This window comes from Streptomyces sp. NPDC020898, from assembly GCF_044333925.1.
Classification (GTDB): Bacteria; Actinomycetota; Actinomycetes; order Streptomycetales; family Streptomycetaceae; genus Streptomyces.
The window spans coordinates 788,843-815,511 of the sequence record NZ_JBIRRV010000001.1 but is presented as its reverse complement, the minus strand read 5'-3'; the positions used below and the strand labels follow the sequence as shown (position 1 = coordinate 815,511).

20 protein-coding genes and 2 pseudogenes are annotated in these 26,669 nt (G+C 70.7%); 8 read left to right on the top strand and 14 right to left on the bottom strand.

The annotated features are described in order from the left end of the window. Nucleotides 1-38: 38 nt before the first annotated feature. The gene (locus ACH4TV_RS03615) at nucleotides 39-794 is read right to left on the bottom strand and encodes an NPP1 family protein (RefSeq protein WP_398393814.1); all 756 of its coding nucleotides are present in this window, start codon (nucleotides 792-794) and stop codon (nucleotides 39-41) included. A 332-nt stretch (nucleotides 795-1,126) separates the two neighbouring features. Here ACH4TV_RS03615 and ACH4TV_RS03610 point away from each other — a divergent pair, with 332 nt between their 5' ends. The 4 genes from ACH4TV_RS03610 to ACH4TV_RS03595 all read left to right on the top strand — a co-directional run bounded on the left by ACH4TV_RS03610 (nucleotide 1,127) and on the right by ACH4TV_RS03595 (nucleotide 4,135). Beyond that, a complete protein-coding gene (locus ACH4TV_RS03610) occupies nucleotides 1,127-2,059 on the top strand; it encodes a TIGR03619 family F420-dependent LLM class oxidoreductase (RefSeq protein WP_398393812.1) in 933 nt (310 codons plus the stop codon). Nucleotides 2,060-2,203: 144 nt separating this feature from the next. Then, on the top strand, nucleotides 2,204-2,773 hold the full coding sequence (locus ACH4TV_RS03605; protein WP_398393810.1) for a MarR family winged helix-turn-helix transcriptional regulator: 570 nt from the start codon (nucleotides 2,204-2,206) through the stop codon (nucleotides 2,771-2,773). A 53-nt stretch (nucleotides 2,774-2,826) separates the two neighbouring features. Next, nucleotides 2,827-3,558: a type 1 glutamine amidotransferase gene (locus ACH4TV_RS03600; RefSeq protein WP_398393808.1), complete on the top strand. Its 732-nt coding sequence runs from the start codon at nucleotides 2,827-2,829 to the stop codon at nucleotides 3,556-3,558. Between the two features lie 79 nt (nucleotides 3,559-3,637). Next, the gene (locus ACH4TV_RS03595) at nucleotides 3,638-4,135 is read left to right on the top strand and encodes a DUF6174 domain-containing protein (protein WP_398393806.1); all 498 of its coding nucleotides are present in this window, start codon (nucleotides 3,638-3,640) and stop codon (nucleotides 4,133-4,135) included. A 13-nt stretch (nucleotides 4,136-4,148) separates the two neighbouring features. Here ACH4TV_RS03595 and ACH4TV_RS03590 read toward each other — a convergent pair whose 3' ends face one another. The 3 genes from ACH4TV_RS03590 to ACH4TV_RS03580 all read right to left on the bottom strand — a co-directional run bounded on the left by ACH4TV_RS03590 (nucleotide 4,149) and on the right by ACH4TV_RS03580 (nucleotide 6,825). Further along, nucleotides 4,149-4,664: a hypothetical protein gene (locus ACH4TV_RS03590; RefSeq protein WP_398393805.1), complete on the bottom strand. Its 516-nt coding sequence runs from the start codon at nucleotides 4,662-4,664 to the stop codon at nucleotides 4,149-4,151. A 73-nt stretch (nucleotides 4,665-4,737) separates the two neighbouring features. Beyond that, nucleotides 4,738-5,832, bottom strand: coding sequence for a magnesium and cobalt transport protein CorA (locus ACH4TV_RS03585; protein WP_398393803.1), 1,095 nt, complete (start codon nucleotides 5,830-5,832; stop codon nucleotides 4,738-4,740). Between the two features lie 207 nt (nucleotides 5,833-6,039). Continuing rightward, nucleotides 6,040-6,825: an AAC(3) family N-acetyltransferase gene (locus ACH4TV_RS03580; RefSeq protein WP_398393801.1), complete on the bottom strand. Its 786-nt coding sequence runs from the start codon at nucleotides 6,823-6,825 to the stop codon at nucleotides 6,040-6,042. Nucleotides 6,826-7,008: 183 nt separating this feature from the next. On the opposite strand from ACH4TV_RS03580, the gene ACH4TV_RS03575 reads away from it, so the two are divergent. From ACH4TV_RS03575 to ACH4TV_RS03565, 3 genes and pseudogenes are all read left to right on the top strand, one after another. Further along, nucleotides 7,009-7,890, top strand: coding sequence for a DUF4231 domain-containing protein (locus ACH4TV_RS03575; protein WP_398393799.1), 882 nt, complete (start codon nucleotides 7,009-7,011; stop codon nucleotides 7,888-7,890). A 294-nt stretch (nucleotides 7,891-8,184) separates the two neighbouring features. Continuing rightward, nucleotides 8,185-8,568, top strand: a pseudogene (locus ACH4TV_RS03570) (RICIN domain-containing protein); the annotation flags it as partial. A gap of 183 nt (nucleotides 8,569-8,751) precedes the next feature. After that, nucleotides 8,752-9,543 (top strand): annotated as a pseudogene (locus ACH4TV_RS03565) (pectate lyase); the annotation flags it as partial. 99 nt (nucleotides 9,544-9,642) lie between these two features. Here the strand turns inward: ACH4TV_RS03565 and ACH4TV_RS03560 are convergent. The 10 genes from ACH4TV_RS03560 to ACH4TV_RS03515 form a co-directional block, all read right to left on the bottom strand. Then, entirely contained in the window at nucleotides 9,643-10,188 is a 546-nt protein-coding gene (locus ACH4TV_RS03560; protein WP_398393797.1) for a hypothetical protein, read from the bottom strand. Nucleotides 10,189-10,274: 86 nt separating this feature from the next. Further along, nucleotides 10,275-11,756 (bottom strand): GAF domain-containing sensor histidine kinase, encoded by a 1,482-nt coding sequence (locus tag ACH4TV_RS03555; protein ID WP_398393795.1) that lies wholly within the window; start codon nucleotides 11,754-11,756, stop codon nucleotides 10,275-10,277. A gap of 31 nt (nucleotides 11,757-11,787) precedes the next feature. Continuing rightward, nucleotides 11,788-12,825, bottom strand: coding sequence for a rod shape-determining protein (locus ACH4TV_RS03550; RefSeq protein WP_398393793.1), 1,038 nt, complete (start codon nucleotides 12,823-12,825; stop codon nucleotides 11,788-11,790). A gap of 175 nt (nucleotides 12,826-13,000) precedes the next feature. Continuing rightward, on the bottom strand, nucleotides 13,001-18,112 hold the full coding sequence (locus ACH4TV_RS03545) for an SAV_2336 N-terminal domain-related protein (RefSeq protein ID WP_398393791.1): 5,112 nt from the start codon (nucleotides 18,110-18,112) through the stop codon (nucleotides 13,001-13,003). Then, entirely contained in the window at nucleotides 18,102-19,139 is a 1,038-nt protein-coding gene (locus tag ACH4TV_RS03540) for an AAA family ATPase (RefSeq protein WP_398393789.1), read from the bottom strand. Before ACH4TV_RS03540 ends, ACH4TV_RS03545 begins: the two co-directional genes overlap by 11 nt. 42 nt (nucleotides 19,140-19,181) lie before the next feature. Then, nucleotides 19,182-20,858: a trypsin-like peptidase domain-containing protein gene (locus ACH4TV_RS03535; RefSeq protein WP_398393787.1), complete on the bottom strand. Its 1,677-nt coding sequence runs from the start codon at nucleotides 20,856-20,858 to the stop codon at nucleotides 19,182-19,184. Beyond that, entirely contained in the window at nucleotides 20,855-21,223 is a 369-nt protein-coding gene (locus ACH4TV_RS03530) for a CU044_2847 family protein (RefSeq protein WP_398393785.1), read from the bottom strand. Before ACH4TV_RS03530 ends, ACH4TV_RS03535 begins: the two co-directional genes overlap by 4 nt. A gap of 123 nt (nucleotides 21,224-21,346) precedes the next feature. After that, the gene (locus tag ACH4TV_RS03525; protein WP_398393783.1) at nucleotides 21,347-22,717 is read right to left on the bottom strand and encodes a carboxyl transferase domain-containing protein; all 1,371 of its coding nucleotides are present in this window, start codon (nucleotides 22,715-22,717) and stop codon (nucleotides 21,347-21,349) included. A gap of 64 nt (nucleotides 22,718-22,781) precedes the next feature. Beyond that, complete coding sequence (locus ACH4TV_RS03520; protein WP_398393781.1) at nucleotides 22,782-24,239, bottom strand: acyl-CoA synthetase; 1,458 nt, start codon at nucleotides 24,237-24,239, stop codon at nucleotides 22,782-22,784. Between the two features lie 62 nt (nucleotides 24,240-24,301). Continuing rightward, a complete protein-coding gene (locus tag ACH4TV_RS03515) occupies nucleotides 24,302-25,624 on the bottom strand; it encodes an SLC13 family permease (protein ID WP_398393779.1) in 1,323 nt (440 codons plus the stop codon). Nucleotides 25,625-25,922: 298 nt separating this feature from the next. Here ACH4TV_RS03515 and ACH4TV_RS03510 point away from each other — a divergent pair, with 298 nt between their 5' ends. Continuing rightward, entirely contained in the window at nucleotides 25,923-26,645 is a 723-nt protein-coding gene (locus ACH4TV_RS03510; RefSeq protein WP_398393777.1) for a FadR/GntR family transcriptional regulator, read from the top strand. The last annotated feature ends 24 nt before the right edge of the window (nucleotides 26,646-26,669 follow it).

The window sequence follows — 26,669 nt, the reverse complement described above, 5'->3', positions numbered from 1 at the left end:
GGTGCCGACGGACAACGCTTTGCCGCGCGCCCCGTCCCTCAGGCGTTCGGGTCGAACGTGATGCCGGCCGGCATGGCCTTGGTGAGGTGGGCGGCGAAGTTGGCGTCCTTGAGGCCGAAGTTGGCGCTCCCGAAGTCGTACGCGCTCAACTTGTCGCGCAGGCCCGCCGGGTAGCCGTTCCAGCCGACCAGGGCCGGGTACCGCCAGGTGCCGTAGGCGTTCTCCGGCGGCTCGTCGTTCGAGCCGGCGAGGCGGAAGGTGTGGGTGCTCACGCCGTCCTTGTGGTAGACGATCTTGGGGTGGTTGCCGTCCCAGCGGACGGCACTGGCGGCGGCGACGGAGAACTCGCCGTGTGCGGACGTGGCGACGTACTTGGCCTGGCCGTCCTGCACCCAGACCACCACGTGCTCCCAGTCGTGCCGGTGGCCGCCCACCGTCGCCTGGTCCTTCTCGAAGTACAGGCCGTACATGATCGCGCACCAGCCGTTGTTGCACTTCTCGCGCGAGTAGCCGTTGGTGTTGTCGAGGTCCGAGGTGTCGTGGCACTCGCCGCTGACCGAACCGGACGGGTTGAGGCCCCCGTTGACGGTTCCGTCGGGGCCGATGGCCGGCGTGGGGTAGCAGCCGTCGGTGTCGTAGTCGTAGGCCGGCTGCCACGTCGTCTCAAGGGTGTCCGCGTTGGCGGGCAGAGCCGACGGCGGGGCGGCGAACGCACTGCCGGGAACGGCGACGACCAGCGCGACGGCGCTGCCGAGAACGAGCGAGGCTCTGCGGACGCGCGAGGTGATCTTCACTGCGTGCTCCTGGTGACCGTGGGGTGGGTGCGGGGTGTGCGTGGGGGGTGAGGCAGCGGTCGTGTTGGCGTGCCCGGTTCAACTTCGCCGTGCCGTCGGACAGTCTGATCGTTGACAGGTGTCACCGGGGTGAAAGTTCAAGAAAGAGTGTGGGTGGGAAAGTTGGGGCCCCTGCGTGATGAGGGCGTGAGTGGGGTGGCCGTGGTGAGGGCCGCGCTCTTGCCGGACCGGCCCGGTGAACTTATTGTTTGACCTCAAACAGAAAGTTCCCGGGTGCCGTGAGCACTGGCGAGAGCGCAGAACCATGAACGAAGAACGGAGTGCGTACGGCCATGACCGCAACTCCTCGTATGCAACTGGTCCTCAGCGAGAACTGGACCATGACCGGCGGGCGCGTGGACCTGCCGCTGCTGGTGCGCTGGGCCCGCGAGGCCGAGGACGCCGGATTCGACTCGGTGATGATCAGCGAGCACATCGTGCTCGGCCCCGACGCCGGCGTGAACGGCGTCATGGGCAACCCGCGCGACTGGGCCCTGCCGGGCAACCAGGACCCGTACATGCCCTGGCCCAACTCCCTGATGCTGCTCAGTGCGATCGCCGCGGTGACCGAACGGGTACGGCTCGCCGCCTCGGCCGTGATCGCTCCGTTGCGCCACCCTCTGCTGCTGGCACGGGAGTTGGGCACGCTCGACCTGCTCTCCGAGGGGCGGCTGATGGTGCTGCCCAACGTCAGCTGGAGCCGGGACGAGTACGACGCGCTCGGGGTGCCCTTCGCCCGGCGCGGCAGGCTGCTGGACGAACACCTGGAGGTCTGGGCGAAGCTGTGGCAGGCGTCGCCGGTGTCCCACGAGGGTGAGCACTACCGGTTCGAGAACGTGTACTTCGAGCCCAAGGCGTATCGGACGGAAGGGCCACGGCTGTGCTTCGGCGGGGCCGGGATGCATGCGGCGATGGTGCGACGGCTGGTGCGGTACGGGCACGCCTTCAATCCGCTGGGGCGGCCCACGGGTGAGGAGATGCGGGTTCTCGGGGAGGCGATGAAGGAGGCGGGGCGGGATGTCTCCGAGCTGGAGATGATCGGCGGGGTGCGGGTGGTGTTCCCTGACGATCGGTCCTGTGCGGATCTTGGGGCGGCGTTGGATTCGGTGCCGGAGCAGATGGAGATGGGGTTTACGACGTTTTGTGTGAAGCCGTCGCAGTTTATTGACGATCCGGGTGGGGTCGGTGGGTTCTGCCGGGATGTGATGCGGCGGGTCTCTGGTTGAGCGTCTGCCATGTGATGTGAGGGGGCGCCTGCGGGTTGTTTGTGGCTGGTCGCGCAGTTCCCCGCGCCCCTATGGGGCGCGCTTGGCGCAGCCTTCGTACAATTTGGTGCCGAACGACCAGGTGCCGTGGAGGGGAATTCGCCGGTGACGCAGCGACCGATTGTCGAGACCGAGCAGCTGGTCAAGGCCAAGTTGGGGGACATCCCCATCCGGCACGACCAGATGGCCGTCGTCGCGAACATCCACCGGGCCGCCTCCGCCGTGCGGCAGCACGTCGAGAACTCCGTGTTGCGCGGGGTGGATCTGACGTGGACCGGGTTCGTCGTGCTGTGGGTCGTGTGGATCTCGGGGGAGACCGAGACGCGGCTCGTGGCCGAGGAGGCCGGGATCTCCAAGGGGACGCTCACGGGGGTGGCCCGCACGCTGGAGTCGCGTGGGCTGGTCCGGCGTATCGAGCACCCCTCGGACGGGCGGCGGGTGCTGCTCGGGCTCACGGACGAGGGCGAGACACTGATGCGGACGCTCTTTCCGGACTTCAACGCCGAGGAGGCGTTCGTCGCCGAGCCGCTGAGCGCCGAGGAATGCCGGGCCACGGCGGACGCGCTGCGCAAGATCGTGGTCCAGGTCGAGACCCGTGGCGAGGAGCGCCGGCTGGAACTGCTGGACGGCGCCGAACCCGCCCCGCGCCGCAGCGGGCGCCGAGCGAAGGGCTGATCGCCCCGATCCCGGCCATGCCGTCACCATGTCGTTCAGAACTGGAGAACCCTGTGCGCGCCCTCGTCATACGGCACGACCATGTCTCGCTGTCCGGTCCCGTCGGCGACCGGATCGCCCAACTCGGCTATGAGATAGACGAGTTGACCGTCGTACCGGCCGAACGGTACGACACGCCCGCCGTGGAGTTCACCTTCCCCGACCCCGCCGGCTACGACCTGATCGTGCTGCTCGGGGCACCCTGGTCCGTGTACGACAGGGCCTCGGTCGCGCCCTGGATCGACGGCGAACTGGAGCTGCTGCGCACCGCGTACGCCGCCGAGCTGCCCGTGCTCGGTATCTGCTTCGGGGCGCAGGCGCTCGCCACCGCCCTCGGGGGGAGCGTGGAGGCGGCGCCCCGGCACGAGATCGGGTGGACGGTCGTCGAGTCGGACGTGCCGGAACTGATTCCGGCGGGGCCGTGGTTCCAGTGGCACTTCGACCGGTTCGTCGTCCCGCCGGGTGCGGTGGAGCTGGCCCGCAGCGCGGTCGGCCCGCAGGCTTTCCGGACGGGGCGGGCGCTCGGGGTGCAGTTCCATCCCGAGCTCGACGAGGAGACGCTGCTGGGGTGGCTCGACTCCGGCGGCCGGCGGGAGGCCGCCGCGCACGACGAGGACCCGGACCGGCTGATCGCCGAGACCCGCGCCCGGCACGAGGAGTCACGGCAGCGGGCGTACGACCTCGTGGACGCGTTTCTCGCGCAGGTCGCCGGGGTGACGGCCGGCGAACCGGGGTACGCGGCCTGAGAGCGTTCGGCCCGCGGGTGAACGTTTTACGGCGGGTTCGCGTCCTAGCAGTAGTTGTTCGCCTGCGGAGGGGGCCGCCATGGCTTGGATTCGGATGCTGTCGGCCGTCGTACTGGTCGGGGGACTGGTGTGCACGGCCGTCGGCTGCGGGGAGGACTCCGGGGCCTCGTCGTCCGGCGCGCTCACGACCTCGCCGTCCCCGTCGTTGTCGCCCTCGTTCCCCTCCTTCTCGGAGGACTGGGAGGAACCCGCCTCGTACGTCTACACGTTGACGTCGAGCGAGGGCGAGCGCAGCCTCGTCGGCAGGTTCCGGGTGACGGTCCGGGACGGCAAGGTGGCCGACGTGGTCGGGCTCGACGAGAGCGGACGGGGCGCTGTCGAGCGCGCACCCGAGGAAGTCCCCACCATCGGCCGGCTGTTGGACCAGCTGGGCCAGGCCCGGGACAACGGCGCGGACACGGCGGAGGCGTCGTACGCACCCGACGGGCACCCCGTACGGATCACCCTGGACCCGGACAAGGACGCGATCGACGACGAGCAGTCGTACGTCATCAGCGGGTACGTCATCGGCACCTGACAGCCGGCGGGGCTCAGCCTTGGGTGTCCGAGTCGGAGCTCTGGCCGGTGGGTCCCTGACTGGCGGGTCCCTGGCTTCGGTGAACGCTCAGGTCCTCGATCGTGCCGCCCACCTTCTGGCGCAGCGTCTGCTGGACCTTCGGGGCCGCGCTGATGACCCACTTGGTGCCGACCAGGTACGTGCCGCCGTACATGGATGCGCTGTCCAGCCAGGTGAGCTTGTACTTCTCCGCCGGGAACGTCGTGATCAGGTAGTCGCCGGCGGCGGTCTGGCAGACGCCCTCGCGCAGTTCCTTCGCGTCGGTGCGGATCTTCACCTCGCAGCCCGTGAGCTCGGCGATCACCTCGACCTTGGCCGGCGCGACCACGGCGGCGACGGGAGCGGGCGGCGCCGACTCCGAAGCGGACGCCTTCTTCGCGGTGTCGTCCGACGTACAGGCCGTGGCCAGGGGAAGGGCGACGGCGGTCAGGAGCGCGGCGAACGCGACGCCCCTGCGGGACGGCCGTCGCTGAGGTTGCTGCTGGGACACGGGGCCTCTCCGGATCGGGCGGTACGGCGGACGTACGACTCGACAGAAGGTACGGAGGGGCGGCGAACCGCGTTCACAGCCAGCCGTTGCGTTTGAAGCCGCGGTGGACGAAGAAGCAGGCGGTCGCGATGACGGCGAGGACGAGGGGGTAACCGAAGCGCCAGTGCAGCTCGGGCATGTGCTCGAAGTTCATGCCGTATATCCCGCAGACCATCGTCGGTACGGCGATGATCGCGGCCCAGGCGGTGATCTTCCGCATGTCCTCGTTCTGGGCGACGGTGACCTGCGCGAGGTGGGCCTGGAGGATCGAGTCGAGCAGGGCGTCGAAGGCGGTGATCTGCTCGGTGACGCGGATCAGATGGTCGGCCACGTCACGGAAGTAGGCCTGTATCGCCGGCTCGACGGAGGGCATCGACTCGGTGGCCAGCACATGGATGGGGCGGGCGAGAGGGACCACCGCCCGCTTCAGTTCGAGGAGTTCGCGCTTGAGCTGGTAGATACGGCCGGCGTCGGCGGTGCGCGGGCTCTGCGGGGAGAAGACGTGCGACTCGACCTGGTCGATGTCGTCCTGGACGGAGTCCGTGACGTTCAGGTAGTCGTCGACGACATGGTCGGCGATGCCGTGCAGTACCGCGGCAGGGCCCTGGGCGAGCTGCTCCGGGTCGGCCTCCAGGTCCTCGCGCAGGGGGCCGAGGGAGCCGTGCCGGCCGTGGCGGACGGTGACGACGAAGTCGGGGCCGGCGAAAACCATGATCTCGCCGGTGGTGACGACCTCGCTGGTCGCGGTGAGCTCCTCGTGCTCGACGTAGCAGACCGTCTTGAACACGGCGAACAGGACATCGCCGTACCGCTCGACCTTGGGGCGCTGATGGGCCTGGACGGCGTCCTCGACGGCGAGGGGGTGCAGCCCGAACAGTTCGGCGACGCGAGAGAACTCTGTCTCGGAGGGTTCGTGCAGCCCGAGCCAGACAAAGCCGCGGTTGTGCTTGCGTACGCGGGCGACGGACTCCTCGACGGTCGGGGCGGTGTCCTGGCGTACGCCGTCGCGGTAGATCACGCAGTTGACGACGGTCGAGCCGAGGGGCGAACGGGCGGGGTGACTGAGGTCCACCCGCCGCCCACGCCGCGCCAGGCGGGCCACTTTGCGCAGGCTGCCGACCATGGACATGCGGTTGCTCCTTGTTTGGGTCCGGACAGTGTGGCAGGTGGGGGTAAGGGCCCGGTCAGGGGTGGCGGCGGGAGCACCAGGCGTTCTCTCGCCCCCGCCGCCCCTACCCGTCCCATCCCTGAGGGCTGCGCCCCCAGACCTCTGCTGCCGGCCCTGAACGGGCCTCGTCCTCAAACGCCGGACGGGCTGAGATGCCGGGACCCGTTTTTACGGCAGTCCGGGGCGACCACCGGCCATCTGATCGACTGCGTGGTCCACGATGGCGCGCATGGCGCAAAGGGTGACCGTTTTTCCGGCCCACTCCCGCTCCACCACCAGTTCGCGCGGCAGCCGTTCCCCCAGCACGCCGAAGTCGCTGTCGTCCAGGACGAGATCCTCGTACGAGATCCAGTTCCCCCGCTCACCCACCACGCACCGGTACGTACGCCGGGGCACGGGCGATGTCGTCCGGTACTCGGCCAGATGGAACGCGCTGCACACCTCGAACCCGACCCGCAGCAGCAGGACTTGGGCATCCGCCGCGTACAGCGCGGCCAGCGGCGAGCGCTCACCGAGATGACAGTGCGGATCGTGCCGGCCGAGCAACTCCGCGGCCCTGGGCCCGAGTCCGGCGAACGAGGTCTGCGGATGAGCACTGCGCACGGCACCGTGAGTGGTCCGCACACATTCGGCCAGCGCGCCGACGGAAGGGCACGGTGTGCTGTCCGCCGCGAACGCCGGCATCGAGGCCCGGAACGCGGCCTTCTCCCGCTCACTCATCCCCTCGGTGGCCGCCAGATACGCCCGCGAGGTGTCGGAGTTCTCGGCCGTGAACGCAGGCACCACCAACGTCCCACCGGACCCCAGCGCACCCAGCAGAACGTCCCGCACGACAGAGGGACCGAGCCCGGTCCCGCCGAGGGAGGCGTGCACGAGGAGGGGCACGGCGGGGCGGACCCCCAACTCCGCGATCACTTCCCGCAGTTGGGCGGCCGAACGGGAGGAGAGGGTCATGGCTGGTTCGTGGCTCCTCGCGCTGTTGCCTGGTTTTGACGCGGACGATATCGGAGGCCGACGGCGAGGGTGACATTGGCCGTTCGACTTCATACTCTGATTTTCGAAGAGTGGACGTTTGTGTGCGCAATGACCGCGGGGGTGAGTCAATTGCACGCCAGGACTCCGGGACCCAGTGTCACGTTGAGTGACAACGATCTACCGCCGCTCTTCATGGTGAGCGATCGGCGGGCGCTGAGCCGGCAGAGTGAGTCCTTGGCCGCGGTGCGCAGGCAATTGCTGGTTCTGCTGTCGGCGACGACGATGGCGATGTTGGCGGAACGTTTCGACAGTCATCTTCCAGCGGCGTTGGCGGCGATTCTCTACGCCGTCACGATAGCGATCGGCCTGCACACCGCCCGCCGCCGCGCCCGCGCCCAGTGGCGGGCCCACCGTGATGCGGCCGAGCTGCTGAAGTCGCTCGCCTGGCAGTACATGGTGCACGGCGGGCCCTTCCACTCCCGGGTCGCCGACCCCGACGGACTGTTCGCGGAACGGCTGGAGGAGCGGCTGCGGGAACTCAGACGGGTGGGGTGGGAGGACTCCCGCAACGGGCCCCACGCCCGTGGCGCCGGACAGATCACCCCGGCCATGCGGGCCGTGCGCGCCAAGCCCTTCGCCGCGCGCCGGGACATCTACCTCCGCGACCGATTACTCGAGCAGTTCGTCTGGTACAAGAACCGGGCCGCGCAGTCGCATCGCTCCTCCGTGCGCTGGTCCTCCGTCACCGCCGCGCTGACGCTGCTCGCCCTGCTGTCCGCCGTGCTCAGGGCCATGGGCGTGATCGGCGGCTGGGACGTCACAGGGCTCCTCAGCGCCGGCGCGGCGGCCGGGGTGGCGTGGCAGGAGGTGCGGCGGCACAGGCCGTTGACGTACGCGCACTCCCACGTCGAACAGGACCTGGAGACCCTGCGCGTCACGATGACCAGGACGGTGACGGAGGCCGGGTGGGCGGAGGCGGTGGCTGAGGCCGAACGGGTCGTGTCACCGCAGCACACCGACTGGCTGGTGCGGTTCGGGGGATGACCGGGACGACCGGCTGGAGCCGCGCCTCTCACTGATCACTCGGCGCTCACTCCCCTCCCACGCCACGCTCACTCGGGAAACACAAAAGTTACGTGGCCACGGCAACCTCCACACCGTCGGTGGCGACAAAGGGCTGTCCGAAACGGACAGGGCGAACTCCCGAACGAGAGTGACGACGTGGGCAAGAGAGCAGTTGGGCGCAGCAGGCCGCGCCGCAGGAGAACGAGCGGCCGCAGGGGTCTCCTGATCGGTGCGCTGATCGCGGTCCTGGGCGGTGGCGCGGTAGCCGGCGGGATGCTGTTGTCGGCGTCCGCGTCCAGCCCGGGCGCCGGCACCTACCGTCTGGTGAACGCGGCGGACGACACGTGCCTGACCGGGGCGACGGAGACCACCGCGAGCGGTGCGCAGCTGGGCACGGTCGCGTGCGACGACTCGGCCGCCGGACAGACCTGGCAACTGGCCGACAGCGGCGGCGGGTTCACGGTCAAGAGCGCGGTCGGCGCCCTGTGCGCCGGGGTCAAGGGCGCATCGGCCTCCGCGGGCAAGGCCGTGCAGCAGCAGACCTGTGACGGCGGCACGTCGCAGGTGTGGAAACTGACCGCGGTCGGTGGCGCCTACCACCTCGTCAACGCCAAGAGCGCCAAGTGCCTCAGCATCAAGGGCGCCTTGGCGCAGCAGAACTCCTGCGACAAGGCGAGCGCCAAGAGCTGGACCCTGGTGGCGAAGGACAAGCCGTCGCCGACAACACCTCCGTCGGCCTCGGCCTCGGCGAGCAGTCCGGCGTCCGCGTCGGCTTCACCGTCGGCGTCCGTCTCACCGTCCGCCTCACCGTCGGTTTCTGCTCCGGTCTCGGCTTCCAAGGCAGCTGCTGCTGCTGCCGCCGCCTCCGCCGCGGCGAGCAAGTCCGCCGACGCCCACACCGTCCCGGCTTCCGGAACGGACTCCGCCGGCGGTGCGGCCCTGGGCGTGTGGCCCGTTGTCGCCGGTGTGAAGGCGGTCACCGCGAGCATCGAGGTCTCGGGTACGTACGACGGTGGCCTGAGTCGTTTCTTCGGCTCCGGTGGCCTCGGCGGGGCCGGCCAGGACGAGAACCAGGGCCCGATCTTCGAACTCGCCGACGGCGCCGTGCTGAAGAACGTGGTCCTGGGTGCTCCGGCCGCCGACGGCGTTCACTGCCTGGGCAGTTGCACACTCCAGAACGTGTGGTGGGAGGACGTCGGCGAGGACGCGGCCACGTTCAAGGGCAAGTCGGCCTCGGCCACGTACCTCGTCTCCGGCGGCGGCGCGCGGAACGCGGACGACAAGGTCTTCCAGTTCAACGGCGCCGGCACGCTCACCGTCCAGAACTTCCAGGTCGCCGACTTCGGCAAGCTGGTCCGCGCGTGCGGCAACTGCAAGACGCAGTACGAGCGCCACATCGTGGTGAAGAACGTCCGGGCGACCAGCCCGGGCAAGGTACTGGTCGGGATCAACGCCAACTACGGGGACACGGCCACGATTTCGGGGATCACGGTCGTCGGCGACAGCAGCAGGAAGATCGTCATCTGCGAGCGCTTCCAGGGCAACTCCTCCGGAGCCGAACCGCCGTCCCTCGGCAGCGGCCCGGACGGCACGCACTGCCGTTACAGCGCCTCGGACATCACCTACAAGTGACCTGTCCCTCCCCGCGCGCCCAGGACGAGGGCGCGCGGGGGAGGGGCTCGGCTGACAAGTCCGAGTCCCCTTGCCCAAGTCCGAGTCCCTTTGGCCCAGTCAGGCGCGCAGCACCCCCGGCCGCCACAGCACCGTCACCGGAACCCCCGTGCGCCGCGCGTACGCCACCACGTCACCGGTGCCGCCGAGCCCCCGCGCGGGCTGCCCGTCCCACACCGCGACCAGCCGGTCGACGTGGTCGACGATCCAGCGGCCCGCCGCGAAGTAGGCCTCCTCGTGGGTCGCCTCGAAGGGCAGGTTCACGCGTGTACGGCAGGAGTCGAGGAGGCGGCGGTACGAGGCACGCGTGGCGGCGTCGCCGAGGTGGGCCTCGTAGTCCATACCCGGGATCACGGCCATGACCGGGATTCCCCGGTCCAGGGCGATGTCCGCGAACAGCTGGTCGGCGCCGGCCGCCAGGCTGCTCAGCACCTCCAGCTCCTCGTCGCCCTGGAGTTGGCGCCGGATTCCCGTGCGTACGGACGGCAGGACGGCGGGCGGTATCGAGCGGTGCCCGGTCACGCCGACGCGCGAACGGACCCGCGCCTCGACGAGCGTGCCCGTGCCGGTGTCCCTCCCGGTATCCCTGCCTGTGTCGATGCGCATGCCGACGCGAGTGCCCACGAGCGTCCCGTTACGCGTGTCAGTGTCCGTCACTGGCTGCCCTCCGCCGTCCACGGTCCGTGACCTCCCTACAGGGTGCCGTCTCCCAGCGGGGCCTGCCAGATGGCCGTCGTCCCCGCGTCTGCGCCTGTTGTGTCATCGCCGTTGCCGTCATCGGTGTACACCGTCAGCCGTACGCCGTTCCGGCCGTCCGGCAGGACCGCCGTCGCGTCGATCCTGATCTCGACGCGGGTGACACCGGGGCGGCGTACGGCGGTGGCGAGGGCGCGGCGCAGGGCGGTGAGGAGCTGGGCGGCGACAGGGGGCGGGACGCGGTGTTCGACGGGTCCGGTGAAGTGGAGGGAAGGCCTGCGGCCGAGCACCGCCGCCGCGCTCGCCGCCTCCCGAAGTACCTTGCCGCGGAAGGTCGTCGGTGCGTCGGCCGGGGGCTGCTGCAGGGCGAAAATGGTCGTACGGACCTCCTGGACGGTGGCCTGGAGTTCGTCGACCGCCTGCCCGAGGATCTCGCGCACCGCTTCGTCGCCGCCGGCCCGTCGCTGGGTGGACTCCAGCATCATGCCGGTGGCGAACAGCCGTTGGACGACGAGATCGTGCAGGTCGCGGGCGATCCGGTCGCGGTCCTCGTACACCGCGAGACGGGCACGGCGGCGCCGGGCGTCGGCGAGGACGAGTGCGAGGGCGGCCTGCGAGGCGAACTGCGTGGCGAGGAGCCGTTCCGTGTCGGTGTACGGGCGGTCACCGCGCCGGCGCGGCAGCGCGAGGGTCCCGATCAGCCGCCCCTCGGCCTGCAACGGCAGCAGCATGCTCGGCCCGAACCGGTGCCGTACAGGGGTCGTCATCCGCGGGTCGGTCGCCGAGTCGTCGACGAACACCGGGTCCCCGCCGAGGAGTTGGACAAGGACAGGGCTGCCGGGGGCGATGGTGGTCCCGACGATGTCATCGGAGTCGTCGAGCGTCGAGGCGGTCACGACCTCCATGCCGCCCTCGTCCGTCGGCTGGAGGATGACGCCCGCGGCGGCGTCGGCGAGCAGCCGGGCCCGGTCGGCGACCGTCATCAGGGCGTCGGCGGCGGCCCCACCGGTGAGCAGCGCGGTGGTGACGGCGGCCGCGCCCTCGATCCAGCGCTCGCGCTGCCGGGCGGTCTCGTACAGGCGGGCGTTGCCGATCGCGATCCCGGCCTGCGTGGCGAGCAGTCGCAGCAACTGCCGTTCCTCGTCACCGAATTGACTGCCGTCGAGCTTCTCGGCCAGGTACAGCCGCCCGAACTCCTCCTCGTCGTCGTTGACAAGGATCGGCACATCGATGACGGCGATGCCTTCCCGTTCGGCCCGCCCCAGATCGGCCCTGCGGATCTCCACCAGACCGTCGTGCCCGGGGTCGGCCATCCCGAGGCCCGCGTACCGGGCACCGGTCAACTCCGCGGCACCGTCCACGATGTGCTGGAGCGTGGTGCGCAGTTCGAGATCGGTACCGATGCCGAGTACGGCTTCGAGACGGGGCGGGAGGGGAGACGGAGGAGGGCTCGGGGGCGGGGGCGCGTGGCCGGACATCCGGGTGGAGGGGGTTGCCGGAGTGGCCGGTTCAGGTGGCCAGCGGATCCAGCACCAGCGGCGCGATCTTGCCCTCCAGCATGTATCCGAGGCCCTGTACGGCGCACACGTCGGGCCGTTCGGCGATGTGCACCGGCATGCCCGTGGCCTGCCGCAGCATCTGGTCGAACCCGGGGAGCAGCGCGCTGCCGCCGACCATCATGATCCCGCGGTCGGCGAGGTCGGCCACCAGATCGGGCGGGCAGTTCCGCAGCACCTTGCCGATCCCGTCGAGCACGGCGGTCAGCGGCGTCTGGATGGCATCGCGCACAGCGGCGGTGTCGACCTGGACGGAACGGGCGAGGCCGGTGGCGACGTCCCGGCCGTGGATCTCGGTGGACACCGGCCCGTGCGGGGTGAGCCCGTTGCCGGAGAGGGCGAGCTGCAGCGGACGTACGGACTGGCTCGGGAGCATCAGCTCGTGCTGATGGCGCAGGTGCTGCACGATCGCGTGGTCGACGGCCTCCCCGCCGACCGGAATCCGCTCGGCGGTCACGATCGAACCGAGCGAGAGAACGGCGAGCTGGGTGGCGGCGGCGCCGCACACCATGACCATGGTCGCCTCGGGCCGCTCGACGGGCAGCCCGCACCCCACGGCGGCGGCGACGAGCGTGTCGACGAGCTCGACGCGCCGGGCACCGAGCCCGACGAGCGTCTCGATGGCCGCGCGCTGCGCGAGCGGGTCGGCGTCGTGCGGGTAGCAGGCGGCGGCCCGCAGGAACGGCTTGCGGCGCAATGTCCGCCGCACCTTGTCACCGATCAGATGCCGCAGCATGCGCTGCGCCATCTCGATGTCGACGACGGTCCCTCCGGACACGGGCCGCACGACCCGGATGTAGTCCGGCGTACGTCCCGTCATCTTCTCGGCGAACTCCCCGACCGCGATCAGCGCCCCGGTCTTGGTGTTCACGGCGGCGACGGACGGCTGGTCGACGACGACCCCGGCACCCTTGACGTACACCCGGGTCCGCGCGGCCCCGAGGTCGACGGCGAAATGGCAGCGGCGCAGCTGTTCCAGACTGACGGTCATGGCAGATCCTCCCGAGAGCGCAGACCGTACGGGCCCGCCGATCGGCGGGCCTCCACTGGCATCGTGCGGGGGTGAGAGGGGCGGACGCCTGTTCTGGAGGGCCGGGTGGGGTGCGGCTGAATGGGTAATTTATCCTGTATGCCTAAAATGAGGAATTCATAAGTGAAGCCGCGAGTCATCGGGAGCGGGCCGCGACAAGAAGCGGGAGCAGCCCCGATACGAGGAGAGGCGTGCCGTCCGGCGTGCTGTGCCGCTGCTGCGCCTGCTCATCGCGGGCGAAGGCGATGAAGGGCAACCCGAGCGAGTGAGCCGCCCGCCGTTCCGTCGCGGAGTAGCCGAGGAAGAGAGACCGGGAAGCGGTAGTGCCCAACTGCTCCAGGGCGGCCGTCAGGCTGTACGGATGAGGCAGCAGCCGGGTCAAATCGGTGCCACGGCCGTGCACGCCGCCGCGCAGACAGGGCATCAGAGCACGGTCGCGCAGATAGGACTCCGCAGCGCGCGTCGCATGGTCGGTGACGACGGCGATCCCCACCCCCTTCGCCTGCAGAGTGCGGACCAGTAGATCCGCGTACGGCCTGGGCTCGGCGGTCAGTACAGCCCGGATCTCGATGTCGTCCAGCCGCTCGCGCAGTTCCCCCGCGAGTTCGTGGTCGGCGAACGCACGCAGCAGGTCGAGCGGATTGGCGTAGCCCTCCAGCGGGTGTGGTGGCTGTACGTCGTCCGGGTCGCGCCGCTCGACGAGGAGCTGGGCGAGCTCGCGTACCGCAGCGGCTGCCTCTCGCGTTCCGTGCAGCCTGGTCAAAGGGCCGTTGAATCCCAGGATCACGCAGTCGGCCGAGGTGATGGCGTCGGCGATGCCGAGTTCGCCTCGCTGGGATGTGAGGACGGTGGGCGAGGGCGATGTGGTCAGCGAGATGCTCCAGCGGGACGCGTAGCCGGGCACGACGTGTCGGCCCACGCACTCTTCGAGAATCCGCTCTGCCTCGCCGACGTGTGTGGGGGGGTAGTTGGGCACGATGGGACGGAGTTCCCCGCGCAGGATGTCTTCCAACAGCTCGGGTACGTCGGCCTCCCGGGCGTGTCGTGTGGTGTGCCGGACCACCTCGACCGGATCGTCGACCTGCCACATCACCTCGCCCCGGGCGGTGAAGGCGCAGACGCCGTACCGGGAGGACTCGGTGAGCGCGAAGGGCGTGTGGTGCTCCGAGAGGATCACTTCGTAGTAGGTGCGCACAGCCGGGGTGAGCGTGGAAGAGAACTCGCCGTCGGGCGTGGCGAAGACAACGGTCCTCGTCCTGTTGACGGGCATGGGGAACTGGTCCCGGTTGGGAGGCAGAGCGTACGGGCCCAGCACCGGGGACGGACGGGACGTACCGTCGGTGAGCGTCCTGGGTGGGAGAAACAGCAGGTGCCGGCCTGCGGGCCGGTGGCCTTCCCGGTCCGGGGCGAAGGGTTCCAGCAGGGGAGCGGAGTCGCTCTCGGCGGCCAGTTCGGTGCTCAGGGGCGAGGTCACAGCGACGATGGCGTATGCCCCGGAGTCGTCCAGCGTGGCTTGGGCGGCCTCAGGGTCGGGCTGCTGGTCGAGCCCTTCGTCCCCGGTGTGCCGGAAGAGAACTCGCAGCCGGACACCGGCCGGCTGCACGAGTCTGTCGCGGAGCTGACGCAGGGTGGCGGAGAGCAGCGGCAGGGCGGAGACGCCCTCTCGGGCGAGGACGAGGTAGCCCCCGGGGTGCTCGGTCAGGTCGTACTCGTCGTCCCTCAGCCCGCTCGCTGTCAGCAGCCGCGTGACGGCCCGCCCCAGCGCCGCGTGCGTGTCCGGCTCCTGCGCGCCGTCCGCGAAGTCGTAGAACGCGCAGGTGCGGTGGGTCCCGGCGGTTGGGAGGGCCTGCGGGGCGTCCGAATACATGCCGTGCTCGTAGACCGGGCCGTTCCGTTGGTCGTCGTCGGAATCGCCGTCGTAGGGGGCGTCCAGGTCGTCCGGAGGTTCCAGGTGGAAGTTGTCGAAGCCATCGAAGCCGTCGGGGAACTCCCGAGGTTCGTCACGGGAGTCGTAGGGATGGTCGGCGGACTCGTCCTCGGTGGCGAACGCGCTCTCCAGCCCCTCGTCCTCGGGGAGGGCGACCTCCTCGGACGACTCCTCCTGGGAGGAGAGGAGGTGTGTCGGCAGCTCGTCCTCGGTGGGGAAAGGGCCCTCCGGCAACTCGTCCAGCGCGGCGACGAAGCCGTCCGGGGCGCCGAGCGCCGACGAGGCGGCAGAGTCGTCCGAGTGACTCTCGGAGTAGCCCGGGTGATCGCCGAACTCCTCGTGCTCATCGCGCAGTTCGCGTCCCAGGGCAAGCAGGTCGGGACTGCGCCCGCCGGAGGACTCGTACTCCTCGTACGCCTCCAGGGCTTCCTCCACGTGGCCCTGCCGCCGGAGGGCGATCAGATGGAGGCGGCGGAAGTCCTCGCGGGAGGGATGTTCGTGGACGAGCTGGGCAAGGTCGGTGGCGGCTCGTTCGAACTCGCCGAGTTCCAGGTCGAGTTCCGCTCGCGTCGCGGAGAGTGAGAGACGGAGCTGGAGGAGGCGGCTGCGGGCCGCGGCTGCGGCGGGGCCGGGGACGCCGTCCAAGGGGGTGCCCTGCCACAGGTCCAGGGCGGAGGCAACGTGTCTGCGAGCCAGCATGGCGTTCGGCGCCGAACGTTCCCTTTCTGCCTGCGTCACCAGCCGCTGGCAGCGGACCACGTCGACGAAGTCCGTGCTGGTGTGGAGGGCGTATCCGTCCTCGACCGTAACCATGGAGTCAGGCCCGAGCATGTGGCGCAAGCGGGCGGCGTGCGTGCTCACCAGGTGACGTGCGTCGGGTGGGGGGGCGTCGCCCCAGATCCCCACCTCCAGTTCGGCATGCCTGACGGCCTCGCCCTTCTGGAGGAGCAGCATGCAGAGCATCGCCTGTTCGTCAGGGGAGCCGATGACCAGGGGGTGGCCGTCCTCAGCGACACGCAGGGGGCCGAGGAGGGAATAGGTCCGGGAGCGTTCGCGGAGGGAAGGCAGCTGCCGGAGCCGGTCGATGCCGAGCAGCTGTGTGTCCAGATGGCTGGACGTCAACTCTGAGACTGCGAGACGCAATTCTGCGTCGAGCCGCTCAGGAAGAGTCAAGTCCTTGAATGGGAGGGGGAGTTGATGCCCGGCGCTGCTTCCACTGGTTCCACGGTGCATCACATGGATGATGCGTCCAAGAGCCCGGAGATCGTCCGCGCCGTTCGCGGGGCGGGCGGACGTGACTTCGAGGCAGGTCAGGACCGGGCCGCGCTGCGCGATGATGACGTGCGAGGAGTTCAGGGCGCCGTGCGGCTCGTCCTGGTCGTGCAGAGCGTTGACCGCCTCGACGAGCGGGGGCACGAGGCCCATGAGCTCGGCAGCGGGAAGGCCGTGCGGGGACCGGGCCATTCGGCTGAGCAAACTTCGTCCATCAACGAACTCGCGGACAAGATACGGGACTTCACCATCGATGCCGTAGTCCCTGATCTGAGCGATCCCGGGGTGGCGGACCTGGCTGAGCCGGTGGGCCCTGCCCATGAAACTCAGGCGGAACCAGTGCGCCGGACCGGGATACGTCTGCACGAGGACGGTTTCGTCACCGCGTTGCGTGTCTGCCGCAAGCCAGCTGACGCCCTGGGTCCCAGTCATCCTGACCAGGCGATATCGGCCCGCGAGCAGGTTCCCGGCCGCTCCGGCGCCACCTGACAACTGCCGCACACTGTCCGCACTGACCGTAGCGAAAGCGTCGCTGTCCACTGCGGTCTCCGGGCCCGAGGACGCCGGCGTCGACGCCCGGAACTCGCCCGGTGCGGTCCCCGCCCGTGCGTCGATCAACCCGCCCACCCGGGCCAGGAGTTCCGAGGTGCGTCCCTGGGCGGTACGGGGCAGACCGAGCAGCAGGAGGTCCCGTACGCCGGGGCGGAAGGCGTACGAGCCCGGCGGGCCCGGGATCTCGGTGAGCATGCCGCTGAGGATCACCTCGGCGAGGTGCTGAGGTCGTGGGCGGGGTTCGAGGGCGGCCTGGACCAGCCGCATGACCGGCAGATCGGGGCGACCGACGGAGAGATGCCCGGCCAGCCGGAAGGCCTCCGGGGAGGCGGTGGCGCGGAAGCGCAGGACCAGGTCCTCGGCGGACAACCGGGCGACGTCCGTACGGTCGCCGGAGTCGGCGGACAGGGGACGGCTCAGCCGCGCAGCCGAGGCAGGGAATGACACGCCGCCCGAAGTCGCAATGAGCGACGCCCAGTTGGCCAGCCAGTCCGGACCCGCTTCCAGCACCGGCAGGAAGACGGCGGAGCCGGCGATGGTGCCCTCCGACTCATTGAGGGCCGACGCGTCGTACGGCGTGAAAGTCAGCGTCGCTGTGGGCGCCGCCGGATGCGGGGCCGACAGACGGCCCGGGACGGCCGGCAGCGCCGAGTTTCGCCACAGATGCTCCGGCAGGGGTTGGACGACGGCCAGGGGCATTCGGCGTGCCCATCGGCGCAGCGTCGCGTACCAGCGGGCGCCGACCGGGCCCTCCCGCCACTGCGGGCCCATGCAGTCGCTGATCAGAAGGGTGATGGTGCGGCCGTCGGCGGGGGCGTGCGCGCTGGAGTGACGGACCGTGCCGTCGGGTTCCGCACGGTGCAGGGCCACCGTGCGGAAGATGCCCGACTGGGCGAACACGGTGTGCAGTTCGCGGATCAGAGGACGCCAGACAGGCATCGTGGGGCCGGCGTCGTGGATCAGGTTCAGACGCAACCAGCGCTCCTGAGCGGGGCGCATGACCGGCAGCCACCAAGCGGGGTCCGCGCCCAGACGGGCGATGCGGTCGGCGGTGGTCCGCTCGTCCAGTTCACGGCCCACGGGCGCGTCGATACGGCGCTTGAGCGGGCGCAGCGCGCGCTGCAGCGCGAGAGGGCGGCGCAGCATCGGGGGCGCCGGAGCCAGGAGTGAGACGTGTGGTGCGGTCGCCGCCCCGGCGGCCGATGCCGGGGCCGGAAGATGCAGCGGAGCGCGAGGGGGCTCGGAGGACCGGGAGGATCCCGGCTCCGGAACAGGCGGTCGCGGCATCGACTCCGGTTCCGTGGACTCTCGTACGGCCGTGTCCGGCCGTTCCGGGACCTGCGCGGCCGGTGTCTTCGCCGAGGGTTCCATGTGCCGGGCCAGCCACAGGAGTTCGGCCAATTCGAGCGGAGTCGGGCGCACACCGTCCGCCGCCTCGGCCAGTACGTCGGCCAGGCGGGCCAGCAGTTCCGGGGAGCCGGCCGCGTCAGAACGCATCGACTTCCGGTGCCTCGCTCAGATACGGCATCAGCTGCTCCGCCAGTTCGTCGAGGGAGTCCGCGGCCAGGTCGGAGGAGCGGGCCAGGTAGATCGCGTTGAGCAGTTGGTCGGTGGCGAGATCGCCGCCGCCCACCCGGGACAGGAAGCGGCTGATCAGGGTCTGCGCGTAGGCGTCGGGCTCGCCGTCGAAGTGGGCGCGGACGATGTCGGCCAGCTGGGTGTCGTCGGGCTGGCGCAGCCGCAGCGTGACGCAGCGGCGCAGGAACGCGGGCGGGAACTCCCGTTCGCCGTTGCTGGTGAGGACGACGAACGGGAAAGCGTGGCAGCGGACCCTGCCCCGCTCGACCGGGGCACGTTCGTCGGTACCGTCGATCATCACCTCGGCGCGGCCGCCGGGAGCGTGGCGGGCGGTGCGGACCAGCTCGGGGATCTCGTACTGGCCCTCCTCCAGGACATTCAGCAGGTCGTTGGGGAGGTCCAGGTCGCTCTTGTCGATCTCGTCGATGAGGAGGGCCCGAGGGCGGGCGTAGGGGAGGAGCGCGGTGCCGAGCGGGCCCAGGCGCAGATGGTCCTCGATGCCCGACTCGGTCTCGGGGAGCCCGGCCCTCGCCGGGGAGACCTGGGCCGCCTGCCTCGCCGCGTACAGCCGGGAGAGTGGGTCGTACTGGTAGAGGCCGTCGTGGAGGGTGCTGCGGCTGGTGATGTTCCAGCGCAGGACCGGTCCCAGGCACAGCTCGCGGGCGACCGCGTACGCGAGCGACGACTTGCCGGTGCCGGGTGGGCCGCTCACCAGGAGGGGGCGGCGCAAATAGAGGGCGGCGTTGACCAGTTGTACGGTCTGCGGGGTTGCCCGGTAAGTCTCGGCGCGGTGGGTGCGGTCGGGAGAGGTCGCGGAGGCGTCGCCCTCGGCCGGGGCGCCGAGCACCGGCCCGCCGTCGAAGGCCCGCCAGGGTGGGGGAGGCGGCAGCGTCGAGATGCCGTCGTGCGGCTCGTTGGTGCCGGTGTAGACGGGCCACAGGGGCATGGGCTCTTCTCCGTAGGATTTCCGTGGGATGCGGGCGATGGCTCAGGCGAGGGGAGAGTGCAGGGAAGGGGCAGGATCGGGGAAACAGCGCGGGTCGTCCCACAGGAGCTGCACGTCCTTCGCCCAGTGCTCGTCCGAGGCATCAGCCGCGTCCGCCGTTTCACGCAACTCCATGATGTGTCGCGGGAGTTCGCTCGGTGGGAGGCCTGCGACGAAAGCGCTGAGCCCGTCGAGGAACGCAGTGCCGGAGCAGGGCCCGTCGTGGTCGGAACCCGGGCAGCCGGTGCGCGCCCACAGCAGCACCGGAACCGGAGCGTTGAGACCGGCCTCGAAGTGTGGCCTCCCCACTCCGGGCGGCGCCGCGAAACCCGCCAGGCCCGCATCGTCCTCCCGCAGCCGTTTGCGGAGTCCGGCCGGATTCTCCTGGGTGCCGCACTCGACGCGGTGGAGCGCCGTGCCGGGAGCCGCGTCAAGCCGCTGCCACTTCTTGGCCAGCCGATGGCGCGCGGCACCGCTGCGATGCCGGGAGCGGTCGGCGACGACGAGGGGGTAGGCGCAGCCGAGCGGGGTGGAGTCCTCGACACCGCACTCCCAGTGGGCCACCGGTTCGTTCAGCCACTCCCGGGGCAGTACGAAGGCGACCAGTTCGTCCGCGCCGGGAGCGAGTTGGGTGAACGCCTGGTCGATGTGCTCCTGGACGTACGACCGCACGACGGCACGCGGCAGCCGGCGCGTGCCCACAGGACGCCGCTGTCCGTCGCGGTACGCAGACACCTCGACGGTGACCTGGTCGCCGCCGGCGCCACTGTGGTCGATCTCGACGAGGATGGGGGACCAGCCCGGGGCGGGGGAGTGCGGGCGGTTCGCGGGTTCTTCCCGCTGCGCCAGCAGTTCAGCCAGCCGGTCCGCGAAGCGGGTCACCGCTTCGGGGGCGGTGACCTCCCACTGGACGTACTGAGCTGCCCACCACAGACGGGGAAAGCCTCCGTCTGGCAGCGGCGGACCGAACGGTCCCACGGCATCGACGTACAACCGGTTCGGATCGACGTCCAGGCCCGCTGCCTCTGCGCGCCGGGCCAGTGCGCACAGCCGGCTCACGGTGTCCGGGTGGTGGCCGGGCGGAGGGACGAGGGAGCCGAGTTCGGGCCAGTAGCGGGCCATGACACGGGTCGGCAGCATCCGGCCGACACGTACGCCTTTGGCCCCGGCGACCGCCGACACCATGCCGACCACCCGTCCGTCCGGGAGGGTGACCGCCGCACCGCTGAACCCGGGCTCCAACGCCTGGCCGTGCGGCGTGGTTGCCTCCAGTTGCACCCACTCATCGGCGATCAGCGTGCCCGACACGGCCCGGTACTGGGCGAGCATTCCCTCGTCGTACCCCCTCGGGAAGCCGTACGCGACCAACTCGGGAGAGGGACTGCCGTGCTCGGCGCCGGGCGGGGCGAAGACGGCCGGGGCGAGAGGTATCTCGCGGTCCAGTTCGAGCAGGGCCAGATCCCCGGGATCGGCGGCGCCGCCCGCCCAGCCGCCACGCACGGCTACGGTGGCGGACACTTCGCCGAGTTCCTTGCAGTGCGGGAAACTCACCGTCACGGCCGACGTGTCGCTCCGCCACACCACATGGGCGCACGTCAGTACCTGGCGTGCGGAGACCAGAAACCCCGCTCCGACCTCGTTCCCGCAGACGATCCTGGTGTGCCAGGCAGCGTTGCTCATGGCTGGTCGGCGGCCTCCGGGCCCGACGGAGCCCGCGACTCCCGCCCCGGCGACCAGCTCAGCTTGACGACCAGGTGGCCCTCCGCCGAACCCTTCGCGAGAATCGCCCCCGTCTCCGCGCCGAGTTTCACGCCGAACTCGATCTCCACGGAGTCGGGTTGGAGCGGACCTTCCCGGAAAACACGCAGCGCGGACTGGGCTGCCGCCCGCACACCGTCCAGCGCACCCTCGAAAGTACGCGCCGCCTGGGCCGGTCCGTCGCCGCGCGAGACAAGCCGGGCGCCCGAGCCGTCGTCCACGCCCTCCACGACGACCACGGCGCCGTCCTCGGTTTTGAACTCCACCAGCCCGTCCGTACCGCTCATGCGCTGTTCACTCCCCCGTTGTGCGTGACCTCGATGAACCAGTGCCAGCCGATCCCATTGTTGCGGAAGATGACCAAAGACGCCCAGCCTTCGATGGTCAACAGGGTTCGGTGGCCGAGGGGTTCAGCGGCCCACAACCCCCCGCACCACCCCCAGCTCCACCAGGTCCTGCGGCCTGATCCGGAGCTGGTCCGCCGTCGCCTCCACCGCCCCCTCCGGGCGCTTGAGGATGGCCGCCGCCAGCTCAGGGGCGATGACGGAGAAGTAACTGTCCGGCGTGGCCCAGGTGTTGCCGGGGGCGGCGAGTGCCAGGGCGCCGCCCGAGCCGCCCTCGCCGATCAGCAGCGTGGTGACCGGGGTGCGGGCGGCGGCGACCGCACCGAAGAGGTCCGCGATCGCGGCGCCCGCGCCTTGGCGCTCCGCGTCGGCGTCGTTGGCCGCGCCCGGGGTGTCCACCAGGGTCAGCACCGGGATACCGAGCCGGTCCGCGAGGCGGATCAGCCGGGCGGCGGTGCGATAGCCGGCGGGGCGGGTGGCCGTGCCGAGCTGGGCGGCGTACGCGACGGTCCGTCCGTCCGTCGCGCGCTCCCCGAACCCGCATGCCATACCCGCGTCGGTGCCGCCGCAACGGTCGCCGCTGATCGCGGCACGCCGGGCGAAGTAGGCGTCCAAGTAGGCGTCCGCGCACGGGCGTTGGGGCGAACGGGCGCGCTGCACCGCGTCCCAGCCGGTGGCAGGGAGGAGCGCGGTACCGAGAAACGGCGGTGGCGGGGCGGCCTCCGTCGACCTCTCGCCGACGCTCAGCAGGCGGAGCCACAGGGCCAGCGTCTCCCGGAGCGCCTCCGGCCGTACGACCATGTCGGCAGCGCCCGCCGCGACCTGGGCCTCGGCCGTGTACGCCGCCGGGTCCGCGTCGGCCGGCCGGACCCGGGAGCCCGCGAAGCCCACCTGGGCGCCGGGCAGTGCCAGGACGACATCGGCGCCCGCGCCCAGGGTCGCCCAGCCGCCGCCCGTCGTCGGGTCCCTGAGGACCGCGATCTGCGGCAGACCGGCCTCGCGGGTGAGCGCCGACTGCCGGGCCACGCGCTGGAGTTGGGTCAGTGCGAGCATGCCCTCCTGCATCCGGCTGCCGCCCGTCGCGACGAGCGGCACGACGGGAAGGCGGTGCTCGCGCGCATACGTGTACGCCAACTCCAGGCGGTCTCCGGTGCGTTCGCCGAGCGAGCCGCCGAGGAAGCCGAACTCGAAGGCGATCAGCACGGCCGGGGTGCCGTCGATGCGGGCGGTGCCGCAGACGACGGACTCCTCCTCGCCGGTGCGGGCGGCGGCACGGGCGCGCGAGGCGTCGTAACCCTGCCAGGAGAGGGGGCCGTCGGCCTTGAGCTCGCGCTGCTGGTAGGCGAGTTCGGTGAAGGCGGAGGTGTCGGACAGGGCGGCGATGATCTCGCGGGCGGAGAGGCGGTCGGGCGTTCGGCCGGTCAGTGGGTCGGCCACTGGGCCGGTCAGTGGATCAGCCACTGGGTCGGTAGGTGGGTCGGCCACTGGGCCAGTCGTTGGATCAGCCACTGGGCAGGGCCCGCTTCATGATCTTGCCCATGTCGTTGCGGGGGAGGGCGTCCAGGAAGCGTACGACCCGGGGGCGCTTGTGCGGTGCGAGGCGGCCGGCGACATGGTTGGCCAACTCGTCGGCGTCCGGCGGGGATTGAGGATCCGCGGGGACGATCCAGGCGACGATCCGCTCACCCAGGTCCGCGTCGGGCTCCCCGGTCACGGCGGCCTCGCGCACGCCCGCGTGTTCCAGCAGCGCGTTCTCGATCTCGCCCGCCCCGATCTTGTAACCGCCGCTCTTGATCAGGTCGGTGGCCTTGCGGCCGACGATACGGACGTAGCCGTCGGGATCGCGCACCGCCATGTCACCGGTGCGGAACCAGCCGTCGGCGGTGAAAGCGGCGGCGGTGGCGTCGGGCCGGTTCAGGTACTCGGTGAACAGGTTCGGCCCGCGCACCTGGATCTCACCCACGGTCTCCCCGTCGTACGCCGTGATGGGCGCCCCGTCCTCCTCGACGAGCCGCACCTCGACGCCCGGCAGCGGTACGCCGACCGTGCCCGCGCGGGGCTCGCCGTCCGCGCGGACGCTCGTGTTCATCAGGGTCTCCGTCATGCCGTACCGCTCCACGACCCGCCGGCCGGTCGCCGCCGCGATCCGCTCGTGGTCGTGCACGGGCAGCGCGGCGGAACCGGAGACGAGGAGCCGGGCCCGGCCGAGCGCCCCGGCGAGTTCCGGGTCGTCGGGCAGCGCCTCCGCGATCCGGTGGTACATCGTCGGTACGCCGAACAGCATCGTCGCCCCGGCGTTCAGCTCGCGGGTCACGCCCTCCGTCGAGAACCGCCCGAGGTGCCGTACCGAGCCGCCGCGCCGCAGCGGGCCCAGGATGCCGAGAATCAGACCGTGCACATGAAAAAGCGGAAGCCCGTGCACGAGCACGTCGTCGGAGGTCCACTGCCAGGCGTCGGCGAGCGCGTCCAGGGTGGCGGCGACGGCCCGGCGCGGGATGACGGCACCCTTGGGCGGGCCGGTGGTACCGGAGGTGTAGACGATCAGGGCGGGAGTTTCGAGGTCGGGGACGGGGGCGTTCGTCGCCCCGGGTACTTCTGATGGCCGTACGCCGATGTCCACGCGCTCCAACGAGCCGAAGGCGGCCGGGAGTTGGTCACCGGGCGCGGCGAGTACGAGCGTCGGCGAGCTGTCCTTCAGGATGTGCCCCAACTCGCTCTCGCCCGACTTCGGGTTGAGCGGCACCGCCGGCACCCCGGCCAGCAGCGCGGCCACGACGCCGACGGCCGTCTCCAGCGTCGGTGTCGCCCAGACGGCGACCCGGCCGCCCGCCCCGGAGATCCGCGCCGCGAGGGCTCCGGCCGAGGCGGCGAGCTCGGCATATGTCAGCGAGCGCTCGCCGAACCGCAGGGCGGGCCGCCGGTCCGGGGCGCCGGTCAGGCTGGGAAAGAGAGAGGACACGCGTCGTACTCCTTTGGTCGTCGATCGTCACGCCGGTCGTACAGGTGCCGTGGCGGCGGCTGTCACCCCCAGTTGGGTACGACCAGCACCAGCCACACCACCGCGGGAACCACTGCCGTCACGATCCCCCCGTACACCAGCAACTGCCGGAAGAAACGCTCGCGGTCGACATCCTGTGCCGATGCCAGCACCAGCGCGCCGTTCGTCGAGAACGGACTGACGTCCACCACCGTCGCCGACACCGCGAACGCCGCCACCATCCCGACCGCACCGATCTCCCCCTGCGCCAGGAACGGCACCGCCAGCGGAATCAGCGCCCCCATGATGCCGACGGACGACGCGAACGCCGAGACCACCGCGCCGACGTAGCAGAGGAGCACCGCCGCCAGCAGCGGTACGCCGATGTCACCGACGCCCTCGCCCGCCCACGTGATGGTGCCCATCTCCTGAAGGACGCCGACATAGGTGAGGACACCGCAGATCACCAGGACGGTCGTCCATGCGATCTGGCCGACGGCCTTGCGGCTGTCCTCTGGCCAGCAGGCGGCGAGCAGGACGGCGAGGGTGATGGAGGTGAGCCCGGCGTCGAGGTCGAAGGCCAGCACGGCGACGACCAGGGCGACGAGCGAGGCGAGGGTGGCGATGCGGGCCGGGGTGAGGAGGGTGGCGTCCTTCTCACGGACGGAGACACCGGTGCCGTTCTCGGTGGCCGTGCCCCCGTCGGCGCCCTTGAGGGGCGTGGCCTCGGCGGCCTCCGCGTCCTCGGCGGAGATGCTGCCGCGGCTCAGTTTCAGCCCCCCGAACAGCACGAACACCACCGCCGCGATCGCGAGGTTGACGAAGAGGGAGGCGAGGAAGAGGGCGATCTCGTTGCCCGGCAGGTTCTCCTTCTCGACGATCCCGTTGACGATCGTCCCGTAGATGCTGATGGGCGAGAAGCCGCCGCCCTGGGCCCCGTGCACCACCATCGCGCCCATCAGCAGGGGGCTGATGGCGTACCGCGCGGCGAAACTCAGCGCGATCGGCGCCACGATGGCGACGGCGGCCGGACTGACCGCACCGATCGCGGTGAGCGCCCCGGTCAGCACGAACATCACCCACGGAATGAGCACGACCCGCCCGCGCACCAGCCGGATCGACGCGTGCACGAGCCAGTCGGTGGTGCCGTTCGCCCGGGCGATCGCGAACAGATAGGTCACCCCGACCAGCACGACGAAGAGGGAACCGGGAAACCCGGCGAAGATCGTGTCGGTGTCGAGGTCGGCTACGAGCTCACCGACCGCGAAGGCTGCGGCGAACGCGAGCGCGCCCATGTTGATGGAGCGGGTCGTGGCGATCACGAACACCACGACAAGCACGAGGATCGAAATCAGTTCGGCGGACATACGGGGCTCCCGTCCTTGGGTCCCTTGTCGACGAGCGGGCGAGTGGCGGAGTGGGCGACTGGCGGAGTGGCCGAATGGCTGAGTGGCTGAGTGGTCCAGCCACTTTTGGCTAAGTGGCTGGACCACATTGGGTGTTGGCTTCGGCAGGCGTCAAGACACCCGACGCAAATTGGTTCAGCCACTAGTCCACTAGGCCACTGAGCCACTCATCCACTCGACCACTGAGCCACTCGTCCACAGGCCACCGACCCGGGCAGCTACCCGGTGTTACGCTGCGGCCGAGGTGAGGGGGAAGGGCATGGCTGACGCATTGCGCCCGGTGGGAGCCAAGACGCGCTTGTACGAGCAGGTGCTCGACCGGCTGCGTAACCACGTCGCTGAGGGAGGCCTGAGAGTCGGTGACCGGCTCCCGCCCGAGCGTGACCTCGCCGCCCGGCTGGGTGTCAGCCGGGCCTCCGTGAAGCAGGCCATCGTCGTCCTGGAGGTCCAGGGACTGGTCGAGGTCAGGCACGGAGGCGGTACGTATCTCGTCCGCGACAGCCTTGACCTCGAACCGGTGGAACGGCTCGTCGAGCGTCGGCGACGGCTGCCCGACGTACTTGACGCCCGTGAGGCACTGGAGACCAAGCTCGCCGAACTGGCCGCCGAGCGCCGCACGGACGAGGACATCGCCGAGCTGCGTGCCGCGCTCGGCGTCATGGGGCAGGAGATCGACGAGGGCGCGGACGGGGTGGAGGGCGACCGCCGTTTCCACGCCGCCGTCACGGCGGCGGCGCACAGCGGCATTCTCGCCGAGTTCATGCGGTCGATCGCCGACCAGATCACCGAGAGCCGCCACGAGTCCCTGCGTCAACCGGGCCGTCCCGTCCGCTCCTTGGCCCAGCATTTCGCGATCTTCGACGCGATCGAGGCCGGCCAGCCCAAGCAGGCAGCCGCCGCGATGCGACGGCATGTGCGGACGGTGGCGAAGGTGCGGTTGCTGGACTGGGACCCGGAGGACGACGGTTCGCAGCCGGGCTGAGCTGTTGCTCTTGCGGAGCTTGCG